Origin of the sequence: Lelliottia nimipressuralis (assembly GCF_041464075.1) — a bacterium.
GTDB lineage: Bacteria > Pseudomonadota > Gammaproteobacteria > Enterobacterales > Enterobacteriaceae > Enterobacter > Enterobacter nimipressuralis.
Map to the genome: position 1 here is coordinate 607,343 of NZ_CP167172.1, position 20,834 is coordinate 628,176.

At 55.9% G+C, this 20,834-nt stretch carries 15 protein-coding genes; 5 read left to right on the top strand and 10 right to left on the bottom strand.

Annotation, left to right across the window (positions count from 1 at the left end):
• Positions 1-1,629: an alpha-glucoside-specific PTS transporter subunit IIBC gene (locus ACB496_RS02865; protein WP_371974298.1), complete on the top strand. Its 1,629-nt coding sequence runs from the start codon at positions 1-3 to the stop codon at positions 1,627-1,629.
• Between the two features lie 27 nt (positions 1,630-1,656).
• Here the strand turns inward: ACB496_RS02865 and ACB496_RS02870 are convergent, their stop codons facing one another.
• The 4 genes from ACB496_RS02870 to xapA form a co-directional block, all read right to left on the bottom strand.
• Positions 1,657-2,928 carry a DUF445 domain-containing protein gene (locus tag ACB496_RS02870; RefSeq protein WP_371974299.1) on the bottom strand — a complete coding sequence of 424 codons (1,272 nt, stop codon included), beginning with the start codon at positions 2,926-2,928 and terminating at the stop codon, positions 1,657-1,659.
• A 47-nt stretch (positions 2,929-2,975) separates the two neighbouring features.
• Positions 2,976-3,911 (bottom strand): LysR family transcriptional regulator, encoded by a 936-nt coding sequence (locus tag ACB496_RS02875; protein WP_233210362.1) that lies wholly within the window; start codon positions 3,909-3,911, stop codon positions 2,976-2,978.
• Between the two features lie 65 nt (positions 3,912-3,976).
• Complete coding sequence (gene tsgA, locus ACB496_RS02880) at positions 3,977-5,131, bottom strand: MFS transporter TsgA (protein ID WP_371974300.1); 1,155 nt, start codon at positions 5,129-5,131, stop codon at positions 3,977-3,979.
• Between the two features lie 44 nt (positions 5,132-5,175).
• Positions 5,176-6,009: a xanthosine phosphorylase gene (xapA, locus tag ACB496_RS02885; RefSeq protein WP_371974301.1), complete on the bottom strand. Its 834-nt coding sequence runs from the start codon at positions 6,007-6,009 to the stop codon at positions 5,176-5,178.
• A 401-nt stretch (positions 6,010-6,410) separates the two neighbouring features.
• Here xapA and ACB496_RS02890 point away from each other — a divergent pair, with 401 nt between their 5' ends.
• The 3 genes from ACB496_RS02890 (at position 6,411) to ACB496_RS02900 (ending at position 10,815) form a co-directional block, all read left to right on the top strand.
• Positions 6,411-6,551 (top strand): hypothetical protein, encoded by a 141-nt coding sequence (locus ACB496_RS02890; protein WP_164971804.1) that lies wholly within the window; start codon positions 6,411-6,413, stop codon positions 6,549-6,551.
• Between the two features lie 136 nt (positions 6,552-6,687).
• Entirely contained in the window at positions 6,688-8,058 is a 1,371-nt protein-coding gene (locus ACB496_RS02895; RefSeq protein WP_371974302.1) for an NAD-dependent succinate-semialdehyde dehydrogenase, read from the top strand.
• Positions 8,059-8,274: 216 nt separating this feature from the next.
• The gene (locus ACB496_RS02900) at positions 8,275-10,815 is read left to right on the top strand and encodes a penicillin acylase family protein (RefSeq protein ID WP_371974303.1); all 2,541 of its coding nucleotides are present in this window, start codon (positions 8,275-8,277) and stop codon (positions 10,813-10,815) included.
• Between the two features lie 59 nt (positions 10,816-10,874).
• On the opposite strand, the gene ACB496_RS02905 is transcribed toward ACB496_RS02900, so the two are convergent.
• The 5 genes from ACB496_RS02905 to ACB496_RS02925 form a co-directional block, all read right to left on the bottom strand.
• Positions 10,875-11,420 carry a YfaZ family outer membrane protein gene (locus ACB496_RS02905; protein WP_100777764.1) on the bottom strand — a complete coding sequence of 182 codons (546 nt, stop codon included), beginning with the start codon at positions 11,418-11,420 and terminating at the stop codon, positions 10,875-10,877.
• 360 nt (positions 11,421-11,780) lie between these two features.
• Positions 11,781-12,734, bottom strand: a complete 954-nt coding sequence (gene yjiA / locus ACB496_RS02910) for a GTPase (RefSeq protein ID WP_371974304.1) — start codon at positions 12,732-12,734, stop codon at positions 11,781-11,783.
• 10 nt (positions 12,735-12,744) lie between these two features.
• Positions 12,745-12,948, bottom strand: coding sequence for a YbdD/YjiX family protein (locus ACB496_RS02915; RefSeq protein WP_100777762.1), 204 nt, complete (start codon positions 12,946-12,948; stop codon positions 12,745-12,747).
• Positions 12,949-13,045: 97 nt separating this feature from the next.
• Positions 13,046-15,199, bottom strand: a complete 2,154-nt coding sequence (locus tag ACB496_RS02920) for a carbon starvation CstA family protein (protein WP_371974305.1) — start codon at positions 15,197-15,199, stop codon at positions 13,046-13,048.
• Positions 15,200-15,410: 211 nt separating this feature from the next.
• Positions 15,411-16,313, bottom strand: a complete 903-nt coding sequence (locus ACB496_RS02925) for a helix-turn-helix transcriptional regulator (RefSeq protein WP_371974306.1) — start codon at positions 16,311-16,313, stop codon at positions 15,411-15,413.
• Positions 16,314-16,552: 239 nt separating this feature from the next.
• Between ACB496_RS02925 and tsr the strand changes: the two genes are divergently transcribed.
• Entirely contained in the window at positions 16,553-18,223 is a 1,671-nt protein-coding gene (gene tsr / locus ACB496_RS02930; RefSeq protein ID WP_102104533.1) for a methyl-accepting chemotaxis protein, read from the top strand.
• 96 nt (positions 18,224-18,319) lie between these two features.
• Here the strand turns inward: tsr and opgB are convergent, their stop codons facing one another.
• On the bottom strand, positions 18,320-20,611 hold the full coding sequence (gene opgB, locus ACB496_RS02935; protein WP_371974307.1) for a phosphatidylglycerol--membrane-oligosaccharide glycerophosphotransferase: 2,292 nt from the start codon (positions 20,609-20,611) through the stop codon (positions 18,320-18,322).
• Positions 20,612-20,834 lie beyond the last annotated feature (223 nt).

The following is a 20,834-nucleotide window of genomic DNA, read 5'->3' on the forward strand; positions in this document are numbered from 1 at the left end:
ATGAAAAAACTCAACATCATGGGCGCCTTCCAGACGTTTGGCGGCGCGATGGCGGTCCCGATAGCATTCCTGCCGTTCACAGGGTTGCTGCTGGCCGTCACCAACATCCTCACCATGCCCGATATCATGGGCGATCTGGCCCACCCGGACGCGACTTTTTACAAGGTAATGACGATTCTGAAGTCCGGCGGCTGGACGATTTTCCGCAACTTCCCGCTGCTGTTCTGTATGGCACTGCCGATTGGCCTGGCGAAGTCCGCCCAGGCGCGCGCGGCGCTGGTGGCCTTTTTCTCCTACATGGCGTTTAACTATTTTACCAACGGGATGCTCACCTTCTGGGGCGCTGATTTCGGCGTCAACTTCAGCCAGGAAGTGGGCGGACAGAGCGGGCTGGCGCTGGTGGGCGGCATCAAAACGCTGGATACCAGTATCGTCTTCTCCCTGATCGTCGGCGGGATCGTCACCTGGATCCACAACCGCTTTTTCGAGAAAAAACTCCACGACTACTTTTCGATTTTCCAGGGGATGGCGCTGGTGTTCATTATCGCCTTCTTCCTGATGATCCCTCTGGCGTGGCTGACCTGTCTGGTGTGGCCAAAAGTGCAGTTGGGCATCAACGCCATGCAAACGTTCTACATCGAAGCCGATGTGCTGGGAATGGGGCTATTTGCGTTTGTGGAGCGAATTCTGGTGCCGACGGGGCTACACCGTTTCGTCTATTTCCCGTTCTTCTTCGGCCCGGCGGTGGTGGATGGCGGTCTCTACACCCACTGGATCGAAAACGTCTCGACCTACGCGGCCTCTGCCGTGCCGCTGCGCGAGCAGTTCCCGGCGGCGGGCTACTCCCTTTACGGCAATATCAGTGTCTTTTGCTCGTTAGGTGCGGGGCTGGCGATTTACGCCACGGCGAATAAAAGCCAGAAGAAAAAAGTGGCGGCCCTGGTGATCCCGGCGATCATCACCGCGATGAGCGTGGGTATTACCGAACCGATCGAATTCACCTATCTGTTTATTTCGCCGGTGCTTTATCTGCTCAACGCGCTGATCGGCGCGGTGCTGTGCATGGCGCTGTACATGGCCGGAGTGGTGGGCTTTATGGGCGGCGGGATGAACGACATGATCCTGTTCAACTGGATCTTCTACGCGCAAAACCACGCGCACCTGATTTGGATCCATCTGGCCATCGGCTTTGGTTTTGCGGCGATCAACTTTATGGTCTTCCGCTACGTGATCCTCAAATACAACATCCTGACGCCGGGGCGTAACGAGGATGAAAACGAGGTGCGTCTCTATTCGAAACAGGATTACCGCGATAAAAAGGCGGCGGGCAAACAACCCGATCGCGAGAAGGCGATTGCGATCCTGCAGTGCGTCGGCGGCGCGGAAAACGTTGAAACCATCAGCAACTGCCAGACCCGCCTGCGGCTGGTGATCCACGATCCCTCGTGCGTGATGGATGACAACGCGTTGAAAGCTGCGGGTGCGTTAGGGACGATTCGTAATGGCAGGAACCTGCAAATCGTGATCGGCCTGTCGGTCACCGTGGTCCGGGAATTCTTTGAGGCGGAAGTGATTCGCGCGCGCGAGGCGGGGAGAGATTCGCCTGCGCCGCAGCCGGTAAACTCATAACAAAATGGGGCACTCAGCCCCATTTTTTTAGTGGGGGAGCAGCACCGGAATTTGCGACAGCAGAAACAGAATCAACCCGATAGTTCCGCCGACCAGCGTGCCGTTAACGCGGATAAACTGCAGGTCCTTGCCGATATTCAGCTCGATCTGTCGTGACATGTCTTTTGCATCCCAGCCCTTCACCGTATCGCTGATATGGCGCGTCAGGAAGGCCGCGAAATCCGGTGCCACGCGATGCGCCGCCTGCTCCAGATGTTCGTTCAGCGAGGCGCGCAGGCTGGCGTCGGCCACCAGCGTTTCGCCAAACCACTGCCCGGCGTTGGCGATGCGCTGCTTCACGCGGGAGTCGTCGCTCTGCATATCGGCTTTCAGCCATGCGCGCAGGTCGGCCCACATCTCGCCGAGATAGCGGTTAAACGCTTCGTCATTCTTCAGGTAGTGTTTGATGTTCTCGGCTTTGCTCGCCATCTCCGGATCGGTTTTCAGGTTGTCGATAAGCTTCAGCGTGGCGCGATCAAACGCCTGACGGATCTGGTGCGTGCGATCGTGGCTGATATCGTCGAGGATCGCGTTCACCGCATCGGAGACCAGCTCGGCGCTCTGATCGCCGAGCCACTCGGTCGGCAGCATCATCGCTTTGCGCGGATGTTCGGTTTTAAGCCAGTGAACGATCTGCGCGGCGATAAAGTCCCGCGTACTGTCGCGCTGAATCAGGGTGATCAGGCGGTTGATCACCGCGTCCAGCAGCACCTGATGACGGTTGTTTTTGGTCATGCTCTCCAGCATCGCCGCGCTGGTTTGGGTAAAATCGACCTTATCGATGGCCTTGTGTACGGCGCGTTTCAGTAAGCGCTGAATGCGCCCGTCGTCCGTCAGTTCCAGGAACCCGCCCATCACCTGAATCAGATGCTGCCCGACACGCTGGGCGTTATCCGGTTGGCTGAACCAGTTGCCGATCATCTGTGCGGGTTCGTAGCGGCGGATCAGCGCAACTAAAGACTGGGTATCGAGAAATTTTTCCTGCACGAACAGGCCCAGATTGTCGGCGATCCGATCTTTGTTGCGCGGGATAATCGCCGTATGGCGCGAGATAAACGGGATCGGCACCCGGCGGAAAAGGGCCACCACGGCGAACCAGTCCGCCAGCGCGCCAACCATCGCCGCCTCGGCAATCGCCTTCGCGCCGCGTACCCAGAACGTTTGTGGCAGAAACAGCGTGGCAATGAAAATCGCGGCGGCAACCAGCAGCAGCGACAGCGCCAACAACTTGGCGCGTTTGAGTTCAGCTAATTTTTCCATAGGGTTAAGGATAGAGCGGAACGTGGGAGGAGTGCAAAAAAGTGTGATCAGTCGCGCAGGGCTGCCAGAAAACGGCTGAACAGATCCGGCAGCGGCTCGTCGTACCACAGCGCGTAGAGATCGGCGGGGATAGTCTCGGTAAGTTTCAGGAACACCACACCCGGCCAGTGGATCAGCGCGCAGGATTCGGGTAACAGCGATACGCCGTTACCGGTGCTGACCAGCGCCAGCGCGGTCTGCGGTTCAAAGACCTGATGCGTCACCAGCGGCGAGACGCCCAGCGCGAGGCAGCTGTCATACACCTGACGGGCAAAGTCGCTGTGGGTGAAAGAGAGGGAGATAAACGCCCGATCAACCAGATCTTTCAGGGATATTTTGCTGCGACGACACAACGGATCGCTCTCATGCACCGCCACGCACACCGCTTCACGGGCAATCATCTGGCAGCGGATTTTGGCTTCGACGTGAGGGATCACGTTGCGGTTGATGGCGATATCCACGGTGCGCGCGCGCAGGGCCTCGGTCTGTTCCTGCTGGCCCAGCTCGTGCAGCGTCCAGTTGACGTCCGGATTGGCCTCGCGGAACGCTTTCATGCGCGTCAGCAACGGCCCCCACATCGCGCTGCCAATCACCCCGATATTGATGTGCTGCTTTTCACTGCGGCCAATCTGGCGCACATAGTTCAGGGACTGTTCGGTGGCGCTAAGCAGACGGTCGACTTCCGCTTTCAGCACTTTTCCGGCGTGAGTCAGCACGACTTTGCGGCTGGTACGCTCAAACAACTCCACGCCCAGCAGCTCTTCCAGCTCTTTGATTTGCATGCTCAGCGGCGGTTGGGAGATATTCAGCCTGGCGGCGGCGCGCCCAAAATGCAGCTCATCGGCGAGGGTCTGGAAATAGCGTAGCATCCGGAAGCGAATGCGGCTGTTGGCCTGTGAATCGAGCATACCGGGCACCGAGAAAAAGGAGGGTGGCGATATCATGCAACCCTCCCTGGAGCCTGTCAAACCGCGACCGCCTCGCCCTGGTGCAGGCGTTCAGCCTTGCTTCAGGCGATGGCCGCCAGCAGCGTCACCATCAGCAGCGCGTAGGCGCAGGTGGAGGCATTCACTGCGCCGTGCAGGCCGTAGCGGCTGTTAACCAGCGACGAGACAGTGGCGAACAGCAGCGTGCCGACGGTGCCGCAGGTGAGCAGCGCGGAGATAAGCGTCGGGGAGCTGCGGCTGACCTGCAACGAACCGTAGCTCATCAGCCCGGAGAACAGGCCAGAGTTGAAGAAACCGAACGCGCCGCAGGCAATCAGGATCAGCGTGGTATTGGCGCTGTTGCTGATAAGCGCAATCGCCACCAGACCGACGGCGGTGCAGATCAGCAGGAAGGTGCGCAGTTTCATCCACTTCACGGTGAACTGATTGAGGAACAGTCCGGTCGCTTTCGCCACCCAGTAGACCGTGGTGTACAGCGCCGCCTGTTCTGGCAGCATCTGGAAACGCCACTGCAGATAGCCTGGCGTCCACATTGTGAAAATCGGCTCCGCCAGCAGGAACAGGAACAGCGCGCCGCACAGCAGCCAGACGGAACGACCCCACGGCTCTTTGCGGGTGGTGTCCTGATGCGCCGGTTCTGGCGCAACGGTGCTTGGGTAACGGCTGCGCAGGGTGAGGATCAGCATCAGCACGCCCAGCCCGCCCATGATGCCGTACATGGCAATCCAGCTCGCACCCATTTTGAACAGCCACGCCAGCAGGAAGGAGAGCGTCGCCCCCGCCAGGCTGAAGAAGAAATCGGTGAAGATCAGGCTCGATGAACGGCTTTTTTCGTCCGGATTGATGCGCACCACCAGGTAGCTGCCGATGGTCATAAAAATACCGCCGCAGGCACCGATAATGGCGACCGCCACGCTGAACATGGTCAGCGTCGGGGTGGCGAACAGCAGGGCGCTGATGAGGATGGTCAGCGCGGCGGCGATCACCAGCGGCTTTTGCAGACCCCATTTTTTCATCAGAATGCCGCCGAGCATGATCGGCACGAACATGCCGATATTCATCAGGGTAAACACCTGGCCGATGAAACTCGGATCCTTATTGAACGCGGCGCACAGCGGGCCGAGGACAATCCCCAGCGTCGAGACCAGCGCGCCGACGAAGTAGTAGCTCAGATACGAAATCGCATTCAGACTGCCGCGAGAGTAATTTTCTGACATCTGCATTTCTCCTGGCGGGCGCGTGCCCGCCGCTGGACGGGAAGTTAGCGGCAGTTCTTCACGAACTGGCTAATCAGGCGAATGAAATCGTCGGTGACCATCGCCGCACATTTCAGGGTTTGTTCGTGGGAGAGTTCCACGTCGCTCAGCCCTTCCGCCATGTTGGTGATGGCCGAGACCGCCAGCACTTTCAGGCCGCAGTGGCGCGCAACAATCACTTCCGGCACCACCGACATGCCAACAACATCGCCGCCCATGTTCCGCATCATGCGGATTTCTGCCGCCGTTTCGAAGTTTGGCCCCGGGTAGGAGACGAACACGCCTTCGTGCAGAGTGATGTTGAGATCACCCGCTGTGTGGTGCAGTTTTGCGCGCAGATCGTTGTCGTAGGCGTTGGCGAGGCTAAAGAAGCGCGGCCCAAAACGGTCGTCGTTCGGCCCAACCAGCGGCGTGGACGGCATGGTGTTGATGTGGTCATTGAGCGCCACCAGGCTGCCCGCCGGGATGTTCGGGTTGAGTGAACCGGCGGCGTTGGTGCAGAACATGAATTCGCAGCCGAGCAGCTTAAAGGTGCGCACCGCGTGGGTCATGATGCCCATCCCGACGCCCTCATAGAAATGCCCGCGTCCTTTCATGCAGATGAGATCCACGCCGTGCAGCGAGCCCATCACCACTTCACCCGCGTGACCAATCACGGTGCTGACCGGGAAGCCCGGCAGTTTTTCGTAAGAGATAACGGTTTTGTTATCGAGCTTATCCGCCAGCGCGCCAAGGCCGGAGCCAAGGATAAACGCGATGCGCGGTTTAAAGCCGGGTTTGGCAGCCTGAATGATTTCAACGGCTTCATACGGGGTGTTGTTAATCACGGAAATAGACATGGGAACTCCTGAATGCGTAGGTTTATACACATTCTGTGGAGAGCGTGATTGCAGATCCAATTGGATAAAAAGGGTTATTGATAGTATTTTTCGAATGAATGATTGTTGGGTATGTGGATTTTCAACGGGTTAGGATGAGCAGCCCAAAGGTAGTGGGGGAAATGACGCAGAGGAATTGTGATGGGAGTCAATGGTGAGTCTTGTGGCTTTGCGGTTTTGTCGCTGCCATTCTGAACGGGGTACTCCTCTTATTCATAAAAAATTCATCGCGCAGCACAATCGTTAATCTATTTGCGACATCCGTTAATTAATAACCCTATTCACCGGGGGTATAATTTCCCTTCCCGTTTGTTTACGCGGGGAAATATAAATAGGAATTATTTATTTCGCGGATGGAATACATGAAAAAGATTATTGTAGCAATGTTTTTGGCTTTATTTACGATGACTTCATTTACAGCACTGGCCTGCCCAAAAGGACAGCACCCTCACGGCGGAACCGGCTCGCATCATAAAGGCGGTTACTGCTCTTTTGACGAATAAACAGGTAAGGCACATCGGGTGATGTGCCTTTTTTACAACATGTTTCTAAGAAACGTCCGTATATACCCAACTTTACGCCCACCCCCGGCCATTTTGACTACCCTTAATACCCTAAGCGGTAATTAAGGAGACCTATATGGCTTACCAGACAGTGAATCCTGCTAACAACAAGCTCATTAAAGAGTACAAATCCCATACCGATGCTGATGTCGAGGCCGCGCTAAAAACGGCGGATGCCCTTTACCATTCCGACTGGGCGAAAGGCGCTATCGAACAGCGTCTGCCGGTGCTGCATAAGCTGGCGGATCTGATCGATAGCCGGAGCGAAGAGCTGGCAAAAATCGCCAGTCAGGAGATGGGGAAACTCATCGGGCAAAGCCGCGGGGAAGTGAAGCTTTGCGCGCAAATCGCCCGCTATTACGCAGACAATGCGAAGCAGTTTCTCGCCCCAGTGAAGTACAAATCGGAACTGGGTGACGCCTGGGTGGAGCACCATCCTATCGGCGTGGTGATGGCCGTTGAGCCGTGGAATTTCCCGTTCTACCAGCTGATGCGTGTGCTGGCGCCGAACCTGGCGGCGGGCAACCCTGTGGTGGCGAAACACGCCAGCATCGTGCCGCACTGCGCGGAGGCGTTCGCCCATCTGGTGCGTGAAGCCGGTGCGCCGGACGGTGCCTGGACGAACCTCTTTATCTCGCAGGATCAGGTCGCGAAGATCATTGCCGATCCGCGCGTACAGGGTGCAGCCCTGACCGGGTCTGAGAAGGCCGGGAGCGTGGTCGCAGCGCAGGCGGCGAAGCACATCAAAAAATCGACCCTCGAATTGGGCGGTAACGATGTGTTTATCGTGCTCGACGATGCGGATCTCAAGAAAGCGGTGAAGATCGGCGTCAATGCCCGACTCAACAACGCCGGGCAGGTGTGTACCGCCGCGAAGCGTTTTATCGTCCATGAGAAAGTGGCCGATCAGTTCCTGACGGCTTTCACCGAGGCGTTCCGCGAGGTCAAAATCGGCGATCCGCTGGATGAGAGCACCACTTTGGGGCCGCTGTCTTCGAAAGATGCGCTGGAGACGTTAACCAGACAGGTTAACGAGGCGGTGAAAAACGGCGCGAAAGTGCACGTGGGCGGCAAGCCGGTGCAGCGCGACGGCAACTTCTTTGAGCCGACAATCCTGACTCATATCTCCCGTGAGAATCCGGCCTATTTTGAAGAGTTCTTCGGGCCTGTGGCGCAGTTCTATGTCGTCAAAAACGACGACGAAGCGGTGAGCCTGGCAAACGACTCGAACTACGGGCTGGGCGGAGCGGTGTTTAGCCAGGACATTGAGCGTGCGAAGAAAATGGCCTCGCGAATCGAAACCGGGATGGTCTACATCAACTGGCTGACCGACACGGCGGCTGAACTGCCGTTCGGCGGCGTGAAACGCTCCGGCTACGGTCGCGAGCTGTCGGATCTGGGCATTAAAGAGTTTGTGAATCAGAAGCTGGTGGTCGTCCGCCGCTAACCGATTTCACAGCAGTAAACAGGGTGGCTTACGAGCCGCCCTTTTTTTGCAATCAACAAATGATTGTGATTCGCCAAGCATCACATAATTGATATATTCGTATCATGAATTAGTTACCAGACTCACAGTTCGCAGTGAAACAAACTGGCTGTTCTGGATAACAATTCGCCTCTTGCTAGTATCAAATCGAAAATCATACACCTGCAAGAGGATACAATGAAAAATACAAATCGTATGATCGTGAACTGTGTTGTGGCTTCCCTGACGCTAAGCTGGAGCCTCGCGGCGCTGGCGAATACCGCCCCGACAGAGGTCAAGATCGTTCGCGATAGCTACGGCATGCCGCATATCTACGCCGATGATACCTATCGTCTTTTTTACGGTTACGGCTATGTGGTGGCGCAGGATCGCCTGTTCCAGATGGAGATGGCCCGTCGCAGCACCCAGGGCACGGTGTCTGAAGTGCTCGGAAAATCTTTTGTGAGTTTTGATAAGGATATCCGCCAGAACTACTGGCCGGCGTCGATTCACGCGCAGATCGCCGCGCTCTCCGCCGATGACAAAGCGATCCTTCAGGGTTATGCCGACGGCATGAACGCCTGGATTGATAAAGTGAACGCCGAGCCGGGTAAACGTCTGCCTGCGCAATTTACCGAGTTTGGTTTTAAGCCTGGGCACTGGCAGCCCTTTGATGTGGCGATGGTTTTTGTCGGCACGATGGCCAACCGTTTCTCCGACAGCACCAGTGAAATCGACAACCTGGCGCTTCTCACGGCGTTAAAAGATAGATACGGCGCGCAAAAAGGGATGGGGGTGTTTAACCAGCTGAAATGGCTAGTGAATCCGGCGGCGCCGACCACCATCGCCGCGCAGGAGAGTCGTTATCCCATCACGGTCGATCTGAAAAACAGTCAAACCGCCGCGCTGCTCCCGCGCTACGATCTCCCCGCACCGATGCTCGACCGACCGGCGAAAGGCAGGGATGGCGCACTGCTGGCGCTTACCGCCGGGCAAAACCGCGAAACGATCGCCGCCCAGTTTGCCCGTAGCGGGGCCAATGGCCTGGCGGGTTACCCGACCACCAGCAATATGTGGGTGATTGGCAAGAAAAAGGCACAGGACGCGAAAGCGATTATGGTCAACGGACCGCAGTTTGGCTGGTACGCCCCGGCGTATACCTATGGCATTGGGCTGCACGGCGCGGGTTATGACGTGACCGGCAACACGCCGTTTGCCTATCCGGGGCTGGTATTCGGCCACAACGGGACCATTTCATGGGGCGCGACGGCGGGATTCGGCGACGATGTGGATATCTTTGCAGAGCAGACCTCCGAGAGCAAACCGGGTGAATATCTGCATAACGGCGAGTGGATCAAAATGCAGCGTCGCGAAGAGACGATCGCCGTGAAAGACGGGCAGCCGGAGACGTTTACCGTCTGGCGAACTGTTCACGGCAATGTGATCAACGTCGATCCGGCGACACACACCGCCTACGCCAAAGCGCGCGCATGGGAGGGGAAAGAGGTGGCCTCCCTGCTGGCGTGGACGCACCAGATGAAGGCTAAAGACTGGCCGAGCTGGACGGCGCAGGCGGCAAAGCAGGCGCTCACTATCAACTGGTATTACGCGGATATCGACGGCAATATCGGTTACGTTCATGGGGGCGCATATCCGAAACGCCAGCCGGGGCACGATCCGCGCCTGCCGGTGCCTGGCACCGGAAAGTGGGACTGGCAGGGGCTGCTGTCGTTTGATCTCAATCCGAAGGTGTATAACCCGCAGTCGGGGTATATCGCTAACTGGAACAACGCTCCGCAGAGAGATTATCCGGCCTCGGATCTGTTTGCGTTCTTATGGGGCGGGGCGGATCGCGTTACTGAAATCACGCAGCTTATCGATAAACAGCCCACGCTGACTTATGAACAAGCCTGGGGATTGATCCAAAAAACCAGCCGTCAGGATCTGAACCTGCGTCTGTTCCTGCCTGCCCTGCAAAAAGCGACGGCCAGTTTGCCGCAAAGCGATCCCCGCCAGCAGTTGGTGCAAAAGCTGACGAGCTGGGACGGTCAAAATCGCTTACGCGACGACGGGAAAACCTATGATCAGCCCGGTTCCGCCATTCTCAATGCCTGGCTGACCAGTATGCTGCAGCGCACGGTGGTTGCCGCCGTACCGGCACCCTTTAACACCTGGTACAGCGCCAGCGGCTATGAAACGACGCAGGACGGGCCGACCGGCTCGCTGAATATCAGCGTCGGGGCCAAGATCCTCTTCGAAGCGCTGGAGGGGGAGAAATCGGCGATCCCGCAGGAGGTCGATCTCTTTGCCGGACAGTCGCAGGAGACGGTCGTCCTCGCGGCCCTGCAGGATGCGTGGCAGACGCTTTCGGCGCGCTACGGTACGGATATCAACGCCTGGGAAACACCTGCCATGGCGCTGACCTTCCGCGCGAACAACTTCTTTGGCATGCCACAAGCGGCGGCGAAAGAGGCGCGTCATCAGGCCGAATATCAGAACCGGGGAACGGAAAACGACATGATTGTCTTCTCCCCTCAATCGGGAGCAAGCCAGGTGCTGGCGTGGGATGTGGTTGCGCCCGGTCAAAGCGGATTTGTGGCCCCGGACGGGACGCCGAATAAGCATTATGACGATCAGCTGAAAATGTACGAAACCTTTGGCAGGAAGCCGCTGTGGTTAACGCCGCAGGAGGTGAGTGCCAATCAGGAATCGCAGGAGATTTTGCAGGTTCAGCGTTAGCGAATCTCTCATATAAAAAAACCTGCCCTGGGGCAGGTTTTTTGTTTTGTTCGCAAGCCTTAGAAGCTCACGCCGCCGCCGACGTAGGCACCGTCAATCAGGGTATGGTTTGGACGACCGTCTTTGCCGTCAACGCTTACGTGGCGATAGCCCACTTTCAGCGTAACCGGTTTAACCGGCGTCCAGCTCACGCCGCCATTGGCTTCGACGTAGTTTTTCACGCTGTTGTTCAGGCCGTTAGGCGCTACATAACCTTCGCCGAAGACGTTAATGCTGTCGGTCAGAGCCACGTTTACACCACCGCCGACCGGGAATGCGACACCGTTATCGCCTTTTTTCGGGCCGAGGTAGAGGGCTTTCGCACCTGCATTCAGCATTACCGGACCCACTTCCAGGTTATAGCCTGCACCTACACCACCCGTCTGAGTACCGTCATCGGTATTTTTGAGCCAGTTACTTTCAGCATAAATACCGGAGGTGGATTTGCCCATTTCGATATTTAAGTTGGTGAAGTTTTTACCCTGTTCAATAGATGCGCCCATCGCCAGTGCGGAGCCAGATGTTACGGTCAGAACAGAAAGCAGAATGAAGTTAATCTTTTTCATGGTGTATTTCCTCGTCATCAAATTAATCTGAGGACACCTTAACAAGCGATGTTTATGACTGCAAATGTGACGTGACTCGCGGTTTTATGCTGGTTTTGTTACTTTTCGGTATGATTGTTGTTGAGCTAAAGTGGGTTTGTCACGGCGTCAACTATTTATCTTTTCGTGTTTAGACTTCGTTTTATTTATTAGCTAAACAAAGCCTGAATATCGCGGAAATAATGATGAGAAGTGAATTAATGAGGATTATCATTATTTCAAAATAATTTTGTAAATGACGAAAAATTACATTTCTCTAATCGACATTACGCGATATTTGCCATAACCGCCCAAAGTTAGGGCGGTTATGTTGTCTTGCGATCAGGGCTTGAGTGAGGCAAACGCCGCCCGGATTTCCTCTTCGGGCAGTTGAATCCCGATAAAGACCATGGTGCTGTGCGGCGTTTCATCATCCCACGGACGGTCCCAGTCGGCGCTGTAGAGGCGCTGAACGCCCTGGAATAGCAGGCGGTTTGGCTCGCCGTCAATCCACAGCATCCCTTTGTAGCGCAGCAGTTTGTCGGCAAACGACAGCAGCAGATTTTCCATCACGCGGGACACGGCGCTGATATCGACCGGATAATCCAGCTCGACCACGATGGAGGTGACGTCGTTCTGCTTATCGCCAATAAAGTGGAAGCGTGGTTTTGAGGTGACGTTCTCCTCCAGCATAAAGCCGTTGGTGTTGAACAGTTGCGCCAGGTCGATATCGCCGTGGACCACCGTATAAATCGGCGCGCGGGCGTTGATGCGCGTCAGGCGTTCACGCAGTTTTTCGGCGTCGCCAGCCACGTCGGTTTTGGTCAGCAGAATGCGGTCTGCGTAACCCACCTGCGACTGGGCGATGGTGAACTGGTTCATCTGCTCGTCGGCATGGACCGCGTCCACCAGCGCAATCACGCCGTCCAGCTGGTAGCGCTGGCAGAGGATCTCATGGGAGAAAAAGGTCTGGATAATCGGACCGGGGTCGGCCATGCCGGTGCATTCGATCACCAGGCGGTCGAAGGCGATATCGCCGCAATCGCGGCTGTCGAGCAGATCGAGCAGAGCGTCTTCCAGCTCGTTTGAGCGGGTGCAGCAGATGCAGCCGTTGGTCAGGGTTGTGATCTGGGTGGCGCGATCGCCTATCAGCTGGTCGTCAACAGAGACTTCGCCGAATTCGTTTTCGATCACCGCGATTTTAAAGCCGTGCTGTTCGTTGAGGATGTGGCGCAGCAGGGTGGTTTTGCCCGCGCCGAGAAAGCCGGTTAACAGGGTGACTGCAATGGGGGTCATGTTCTCTCCTTTAGCAACAGCGTACGCCGCCTTTGCCATCGCCGCCGTAGCGCGCTTGCTGGCGCTCGCGGAAGAATTCTGTGTAGGTCATGTACGGTTTATCCGGATGGTTGGTCTGCATATGTTCAACGTAGTTGTCATAGTCCGGAATGCCAATCAGCATTTTCGCCGCCTGACCGAGGTATTTTTTTGCTTCGCCTAAGTTACCAAACATTGTGCCATCCAGATAGAAAAAGCCCGGCGACGCTACGCTTGCCGGGCTTACAGGTATTGCGTAGGGCGGGTTAGCGTAGCCGCCACCCGCCAGGGTTTTAGTGGTGTGAAGAGGTCTTCACGCCGCCTTCCGGTACAGGCACATACGGGGTTTCTTTATCCGTACGTCCTTCGGCGTTGCGCACTTTCATCCAGGTTTTGATGCCGTAGAAGATGATGCTGTAGACCACGACCAGGAACAGAATGCTCAGACCCGCGTTGGTGTAGTTGTTCACCACGATATGGTTCATGTTGGCAATCTGCTGTGCAGTCAGGTCACCGCCGCCTGCGGCAATTTTCGCTTTGTACTGGTTAGCCATAAACAGGAAGCCTTCCAGCTGCGGGTTGGTGCTGAACAGTTTCAGACCCAGCGCCCAGGTGGTGCACAGAAGCAGCCACAGCGCCGGAACGACCGTCACCCAGATGTATTTGGTGCGTTTCATCTTCACCAGCACCACGGTACCCAGGACCAGCGCCACGGCCGCCAGCATCTGGTTAGAGATACCGAACAGCGGCCACAGGCTCTTCACGCCGCCCAGCGGGTCAACGACGCCCTGATACAGCAGGTAACCCCACAGGCCCACACAGCCCGCAGTACCCAGAACACCCGCCACCAGAGAGTCGGTTTTCTTCAGGAATGGCACGAAGTTACCGAGCAAGTCCTGCAGCATGAAGCGGCCCGCACGGGTACCGGCGTCCAGCGCGGTCAGGATGAACAGCGCTTCGAACAGAATACCGAAGTGATACCAGAAGCCCATGTCAGCCCACGGCAGCACTTTGTGGAACACGTGTGCGATACCGACGGCCAGGGTTGGTGCGCCACCGGCACGGTTCAGAATCGATGGCTCACCGATGTCTTTTGCGGTCTGCATGATTTGCTCAGGCGAGATCACAAAGCCCCAGGAGCTGACGGTCGCCGCCGCGTGTGCGCTGGCCTCTTTCAGCTGCGCCATAATCAGCGCTGCGTTGTCACCACCCATCTCATGCAGGTTTGGCATGGTGATGCCAAGGCCCGCAGGTGGGGTGTTCATCGCGAAGTACAGACCTGGCTCGATGATGGACGCTGCAACCAGTGCCATGATCGCCACGAAGGATTCCATCAGCATCGCACCGTAACCGATAAAGCGCGCGTCGGTTTCGTTGGCCATCAGCTTCGGCGTGGTGCCGGAGGCAATCAGGGCGTGGAAACCAGAGACGGCGCCACAGGCAATGGTGATAAACAGGAACGGGAACAGCGCGCCTTTCCACAGTGGACCGGTACCGTCAATGTACTGGGTCACGGCTGGCATTTTCAGTTCCGGGTTGATGATCACGATACCGATCGCCAGACCGACGATGACACCGATTTTCAGGAACGTCGCCAGATAGTCACGCGGGGCCAGAATCAGCCAGACCGGCAGCAGGGCGGAGATAAACGCGTAGCCGATCAATGCGAAGGTAATGGTGGTGTCTTTGAAGGTCAGCGCCGGGCCCCAGTACGGGTCGTGAGCGATGATACCGCCGAAGTAAATGGACGCCACCAACAGCACGATACCAATCACGGACACTTCACCGACACGGCCCGGACGAATAAAGCGCATGTAGATACCCATGAACAGCGCAATCGGTACGGTCGAGCAGACGGTGAACACGCCCCACGGGCTTTCTGCCAGGGCTTTCACCACGATCAGAGCCAGCACCGCAAGGATGATGATCATGATCAGGAAGCAGCCAAACAGGGCAATGGTGCCCGGCACGCGGCCCATCTCTTCTTTGATCATCTCACCCAGAGAAGCCCCGTTACGACGGGTCGAAATGAACAGCACCATGAAGTCCTGCACCGCACCTGCCAGAACCACGCCGGCGAGCAGCCACAGAGTACCCGGCAGGTAACCCATCTGCGCGGCAAGCACCGGCCCAACCAGCGGGCCTGCACCAGCAATCGCGGCAAAGTGGTGACCAAACAGCACATAGCGGTTGGTAGGAACGTAGTTCAGGCCGTCATTGTTAATGACCGCCGGAGTGGAACGCGTCGGGTCGAGTTTCATGACCTTCTGCGCGATGTAAAGACTGTAGTAGCGGTACGCTACCAGATAGACGGAAACCGACGCGACCACGATCCACAGGGCGCTTACGTGTTCGCCCCGGCGTAATGCGACAACCGCCAGACAGAAAGCACCGAGGATCCCGAGGAGCGCCCAGGGTACGTGCTTAAGTAGTTTTTTCGTATCCATAGTTAGACCTGGTTTTTTAGCTGGAAAAAGGGCCTGAGTTTGTTTTGAGGAGGTATTGATTAATGCTGAGGCGATCTTGCCAGATCGTCGCGCGTGTAAAGGAAGGTAAATGGGTGAGTGGTTGATTGCGGTGGTTAAGCGGTCAAAGGCCGGGGCGAGTGGTTAAGGCTCGCCGCCAGCGGTCTGGTTTATGTGATTGAGATCACATCGTTTATTCGAGGGCGTCGGCGGTAGCATTTGTCATATAACCTTCGAGCGTGTCGAAGAGTTTATCCCGCAGCCACTGAGGCTCCAGAACCTGAATGTTCGGCAGCCAGTAGAAGATGAGCGGTAGGATCTGATTTTCATGTGCCGCCTGACAGCGGATCGTCACCCCGTCGTCGCTTTCAGCGACCACCTCCTGCTCCGGCAACAGGTCCCGGCGGGTGAAGTAGTGCGAGATACTATGGTTGGTAAACACTTTTACCTCGAACGTCTCTTCACTCACCCACGGGTCGAGATTTTTTTCCAGTAATTCAGCCGTATCGCGATCCAGCGAAAAAGTCTCTTTTTGAATATCCAGCCAACTGATCTGGCTTAATGAAAAGGATTTCAGCCTGCCATTTTCCGTAGCTTGTAAATACCATATATTTTTTTTGTTAATTAATTTGTATGGATTAATGAGCCGGGTTTTGTCTTTATAAACTATCTGGCAAACGTGACGCTCTTTTATCGATTTTTCAATTGCAGTGAGATGGCGACGAATATCATTCTGAACCGAGTGCTCAGCGTCGTTGTTGAGGATCAGAATATGATTCTCTTCCACGCGCGCTTCCAGACTCTGCCAGAACGCGGTGCCTCTGTCAGGGAAATAACTGTCAGCATTCAAAAAGTTAGCGACAGCGTTGTGCAGCCCTTGCCCGCTGGGATTTTGCTGGGCGTGAATCAGGCGATACAGACCATTCCCCGTATGCTGAACAATCGGCGACAGCGCATTCAGATCCCGATATACCGTACGTTCGGTTATTTTATATTTTTGCATCAGATCGCTGCGGTTAACGACGCCGTTTAAATGCAGCTCCATAAGAATATCGACGAGTCGTTCAGCAGAGCGGCTGCGGGCTGGAGTTGTCATATTATATTCCCGTTTAGTGCGGTGAGGATCTCTGAAGAATAAGGATGCCACTGACAGAATATGTCAGTGCGACAGAGATAAAATTTATCTTATGGAATATATAACGGCGCGATTTAGGATAAACATTAATAGTTTTTTGCGAAATCATCCGTAAATGTTCAAATCATCAACACGATTTTCGTAAAGTTTTCCCTAACCAGGCCGAAAATTCTGTTATCTGTCTGATGGAAAGAGAAAACATGTTAAATCGTATCAAGATTGTCACCAGCTTGTTGCTGGTTTTGGCTATTTTTGGCCTGTTACAACTGACATCCGGTGGTCTTTTCTTTAATGCCCTGAAGCATGACAAAGAAAACTTCACTGTCCTACAAACTATTCGCCAGCAACAATCCACGCTGAACGGCAGCTGGGTCGCGTTGCTGCAAACCCGTAATACCCTGAACCGCGCGGGTATTCGCTACATGATGGATCAGAGCAATATCGGCAGCGGCGCGACCGTTGCAGAGCTGATGCAGATTGCGTCCGCTTCCCTGAAGCAGGCGGAGAAAAACTGGGCCGACTACGAAGCACTGCCGCGCGATCCGCGTCAGAGCGACGCTGCCGCCATGGAGATCAAGCGTAACTATGATATCTATCACGGTGCGCTGGCCGAGCTGATTCAGCTGCTGGGCGCAGGCAAGATCAATGACTTCTTCGATCAGCCGACCCAGAGCTATCAGGATGGTTTTGAGAAGCAGTATGTGAACTATCTGCAGCAGAACGATCATCTGTATCAGACCGCCGTGGATGACAGCAACAGCTCTTACACTCAGGCGATCTGGGTGCTGATCAGCGTGCTGATCGCGGTACTGGTGGTGATCGTTGGCGTCTGGCTGGGCATCAAGCAATCCTTGATCTCGCCTTTGAATCGTCTGATCGACAGCATCCGTCATATCGCCAGTGGCGATCTGGTGAAGCGCATTGACGTCGAAGGCACCAACGAGATGGGACAGCTGGCCGATACCCTGCGTCATATGCAGAGCGAGCTGGTGAGCACCGTGGGCGACGTGCGTAACGGCGCGAACGCGATTTACAGCGGCGCGAGCGAAATCTCTGTCGGCAACAACGACCTCTCTTCTCGTACCGAGCAGCAGGCCGCGTCTCTCGAAGAGACCGCTGCCAGCATGGAACAGCTGACTGCTACCGTGAAGCAGAACGCCGAAAACGCCCGTCAGGCGAGCAATCTGGCGCTGAGTGCGTCCGAGACCGCGCAGAAAGGCGGGAAAGTGGTGGATAACGTGGTGCAAACCATGCGTGACATCGCCGGCAGTTCGCAGAAAATCGCTGACATCATCAGCGTGATCGACGGTATTGCCTTCCAGACCAACATCCTGGCGCTGAACGCCGCCGTCGAAGCTGCGCGTGCAGGTGAGCAGGGCCGTGGATTTGCGGTGGTGGCAGGTGAAGTGCGTAACCTGGCACAGCGTAGCGCCCAGGCGGCACGCGAAATCAAGAGCCTGATCGAAGACTCCGTGGGCCGCGTTGAGCTGGGTTCTACTCTGGTGGAAAGCGCCGGTGAAACGATGGGCGAAATCGTGAATGCGGTGACCCGCGTGACCGACATTATGGGCGAAATCGCCTCTGCGTCTGATGAGCAGAGCCGCGGTATCGACCAGGTCGGCCTGGCTGTGGCGGAGATGGACCGTGTGACGCAGCAGAACGCCTCACTGGTGGAAGAGTCCGCAGCGGCAGCCGCCGCGCTGGAAGAGCAGGCGAGCCGTCTGACGCAGGCTGTGGCGGTCTTCCGCATTCAGCAAGAGCAGCAGAAATCACGTGATAACGCCGGTCTGAAAACGCCAGTAATCTCGGCGAAGGGGCGTAAAGCCGCTGCCGCGACGACCGCGTCCAGTGAAAACTGGGAAACCTTCTGATGTAAAAAAAAGCGCCCTGTTCAGGCGGGGCGCTTTAGGCATTTGTGATGTTGTCGGGTGGCGCTGTGCTTACCCGACATACACGCAGATGTGCCGTTAACCGGCGTTCTGTACCACTTTCATTTCGACCATCCCAATCCCCAGTTTGCGCGGCGAATGCCCGAGAATATTGCCCTCGTTCGTTGATTGCGGATCGGGCGGAACGATCACGACCGTATTGCTGCGCGACGGGTTCTCAAAATGCAGCGTAGTGGTACTCACTTCGTTGCCGAGGGTCATCGTCTGCTCTTTGTCGCCGATACGCACCGGGATCGGTTTGTTGGCATTCGGGCCGAAGGCTTTCGCGGTGATCACCAGATCAAATTTCTCTGGCAGCGGCTGGGCGTATTCGATTTTCACCTCATCGCCGAGCTGCGCGTTGGACCAGCGTCCCCAGGATTCCGGGCGCGAAATACCGCTAAACTGCTTCACCTCTTCCGGCGCTCCCGCCACGTTAAACACGAAGCTGTCGGCTTTATAGCGAATATCGTTATCGACCACTTTCAGCATATCCACGTTGCGCTGATAGCGGTCGGTATTAATCACCGTATCCTTGAACGCGGTTTTGCCTTTCCACTGATCTTTATCGACGCGCTGCACGATTTGTTCGCCGCCGAGCTGGCCTTGCGACACGCACCAGTCCGTTGAAATCGACAGCGGCTGGGACCACAGCTGGCCCATTTTGTAGCAGCGATCGATCCAGACGAAGTTATCGCGCGGGGCGAAGTCGGCCAGCTGGAAGCGCAGCGGCGCGGAGTATTCGCTCTCCGGCAGCGGTTCGACGCGATTATCTGAGACGCGCAGCAGCAGCGGCAGGCGGAAATGGCTGCCCGAGAAGGCAATCATGTTTTTCTGCTGGTCGATGGTGAAATCTTTCATCTCTTTCGGGAAATTCCACAGGCGGATCACGTCCGGTTTCCACGCCAGAATCTTCTCTTTCATATTGAGGAAGACTTCAGAGAGCGACTGGCCGGAGAGCGTGCTGCGCCCCAGCCCGATGAAGTTATCTCCGCCCAGAATATCCAGCACCGTTGCGCCGTTATCCATGGTGTTACGCTTTGTGGCAATGACCTCCTGCTGAGGCTGGTCGCCGCGCATCACAAAGAACAGGTTGCTTCGATCCTGCTTGTTCAGCTCATCCCACGCGGTGTTTTTCATCGCCAAATGGTCGGAAGAGACCACGATCACCGTGTTTTTGAAATACGGCGAGGTTTTGATTTTATTGATAAACGCGGCGATGTGTTCCTGGCTGCAGGTCACGGCGCTGAACGACTGATTGTCCTTGCCGTTAATCGCGTATTTTTTGCGCTCGCAGGTACGCGAGATAAAGCCGTCCGGGTGGTGTGTATCCACGGTTAAGGCAAACAGCGAGAAGCGTTTGCCGGATTTGGACAGCTCCTCGAATTTCTTCCAGGTTTCGTCCAGCACCGTGTCGTCGTAGAAGCCCCAGTCATTGCGATAAGACGGGTCGGCGACGGTGGTTTTTAACTCTTCAGCACCGTAAAGGTGATCGAAACCGTGGGATTTCAGGAATACGTCTTTCCCGGCGAAGCGCAGGTTGGCCCCCTGCATGAAGTAGTTTTCGTAGCCGGAGTTTTTGAGGATATCGCCGAGGCAAATATTCTGCGGGAAGAAGCTCGACATCGACGCGGAGGCGTTACCCTCGAACGGCGCGAACAGCGGAATACCGCACTGAGAGGCGACCATCCCGGCGATGGTGTAATCGGTACCCGGCAACTGCGCCGTGTGGCTGAAGTCCAGCCCTTCGTCTTTCAGCGGGCCGAGATCTGGGGTCAGGTTCGGGAAGGCGTCGTTATCGAAATAGGTACGCTCAAGGCTCTCGCCGTAGATATAGACCAGATTCAGTTTCGGATGCGCGATGGTTTTTGACGGCTCTTTGTAATACGCCGTGAAATCGGGATCGCCGTCGCGGGACTGGGATTTCACCAGCTCCGTAATCTGATGGAAGGCCGGGCTGGCATCGACGGAACCGAGCGCCAGCACCAGGGCCAGCAGGCTATAACCCATATGATGCGGAAGATGGCGGCGGCGTCGCAGCACCCAGCCGAGGGTACCAAACACCGCCACCAGCGCCAGAACCAGCCCTGCGCCAGGAAGTATGTACTTACTAACTCCTGCGCCTGTCAGACTGTTGGTGAGTGTGTACAGCACGGCGTCGTTAATGCCGTCACCGGTAAAGTAATCGCTGGCGTACAGGGTAATGTTTAAAACAATAAAAATACCCAACACCAGTAATGTGGCAATAAACCACCAGGTGTTGCGGCCGGCCTTCCAGGCATAGATGCCAACGGAAGCCAGGAACAGGGCAAGGGAAATAAACTCTGACAACAGCTTATCCTCAATAGCGCCAGTCGTTTAGCTGGCTAACTGATTATTTTTTGGTTGATACAATTTAATGGCGAAGTCACATAGCTGCAATTCTAGTGTCACTAAAATGTGCTGTTGTTAGGATTTGGTTTAGAAAGTGGAAATTTTGATCGCCGTCGCATCGCGTTATACGCGGGCTGAGACGTAAAAGAATGAGCAAAATACGAGTCTGGCGCCGCGTTGT

What these genes read in the sequence shown, in the direction of transcription:
- ACB496_RS02865 (WP_371974298.1), top strand. Translation starts at nt 1, where the DNA reads ATGAAAAAACTCAACATCATGGGCGCCTTCCAGACGTTTGGCGGCGCG.
- ACB496_RS02870 (WP_371974299.1), bottom strand. Translation starts at nt 2,928, where the DNA reads ATGGAAAAATTAGCTGAACTCAAACGCGCCAAGTTGTTGGCGCTGTCG.
- ACB496_RS02875 (WP_233210362.1), bottom strand. Translation starts at nt 3,911, where the DNA reads ATGATATCGCCACCCTCCTTTTTCTCGGTGCCCGGTATGCTCGATTCA.
- tsgA (WP_371974300.1), bottom strand. Translation starts at nt 5,131, where the DNA reads ATGTCAGAAAATTACTCTCGCGGCAGTCTGAATGCGATTTCGTATCTG.
- xapA (WP_371974301.1), bottom strand. Translation starts at nt 6,009, where the DNA reads ATGTCTATTTCCGTGATTAACAACACCCCGTATGAAGCCGTTGAAATC.
- ACB496_RS02890 (WP_164971804.1), top strand. Translation starts at nt 6,411, where the DNA reads ATGAAAAAGATTATTGTAGCAATGTTTTTGGCTTTATTTACGATGACT.
- ACB496_RS02895 (WP_371974302.1), top strand. Translation starts at nt 6,688, where the DNA reads ATGGCTTACCAGACAGTGAATCCTGCTAACAACAAGCTCATTAAAGAG.
- ACB496_RS02900 (WP_371974303.1), top strand. Translation starts at nt 8,275, where the DNA reads ATGAAAAATACAAATCGTATGATCGTGAACTGTGTTGTGGCTTCCCTG.
- ACB496_RS02905 (WP_100777764.1), bottom strand. Translation starts at nt 11,420, where the DNA reads ATGAAAAAGATTAACTTCATTCTGCTTTCTGTTCTGACCGTAACATCT.
- yjiA (WP_371974304.1), bottom strand. Translation starts at nt 12,734, where the DNA reads ATGACCCCCATTGCAGTCACCCTGTTAACCGGCTTTCTCGGCGCGGGC.
- ACB496_RS02915 (WP_100777762.1), bottom strand. Translation starts at nt 12,948, where the DNA reads ATGTTTGGTAACTTAGGCGAAGCAAAAAAATACCTCGGTCAGGCGGCG.
- ACB496_RS02920 (WP_371974305.1), bottom strand. Translation starts at nt 15,199, where the DNA reads ATGGATACGAAAAAACTACTTAAGCACGTACCCTGGGCGCTCCTCGGG.
- ACB496_RS02925 (WP_371974306.1), bottom strand. Translation starts at nt 16,313, where the DNA reads ATGACAACTCCAGCCCGCAGCCGCTCTGCTGAACGACTCGTCGATATT.
- tsr (WP_102104533.1), top strand. Translation starts at nt 16,553, where the DNA reads ATGTTAAATCGTATCAAGATTGTCACCAGCTTGTTGCTGGTTTTGGCT.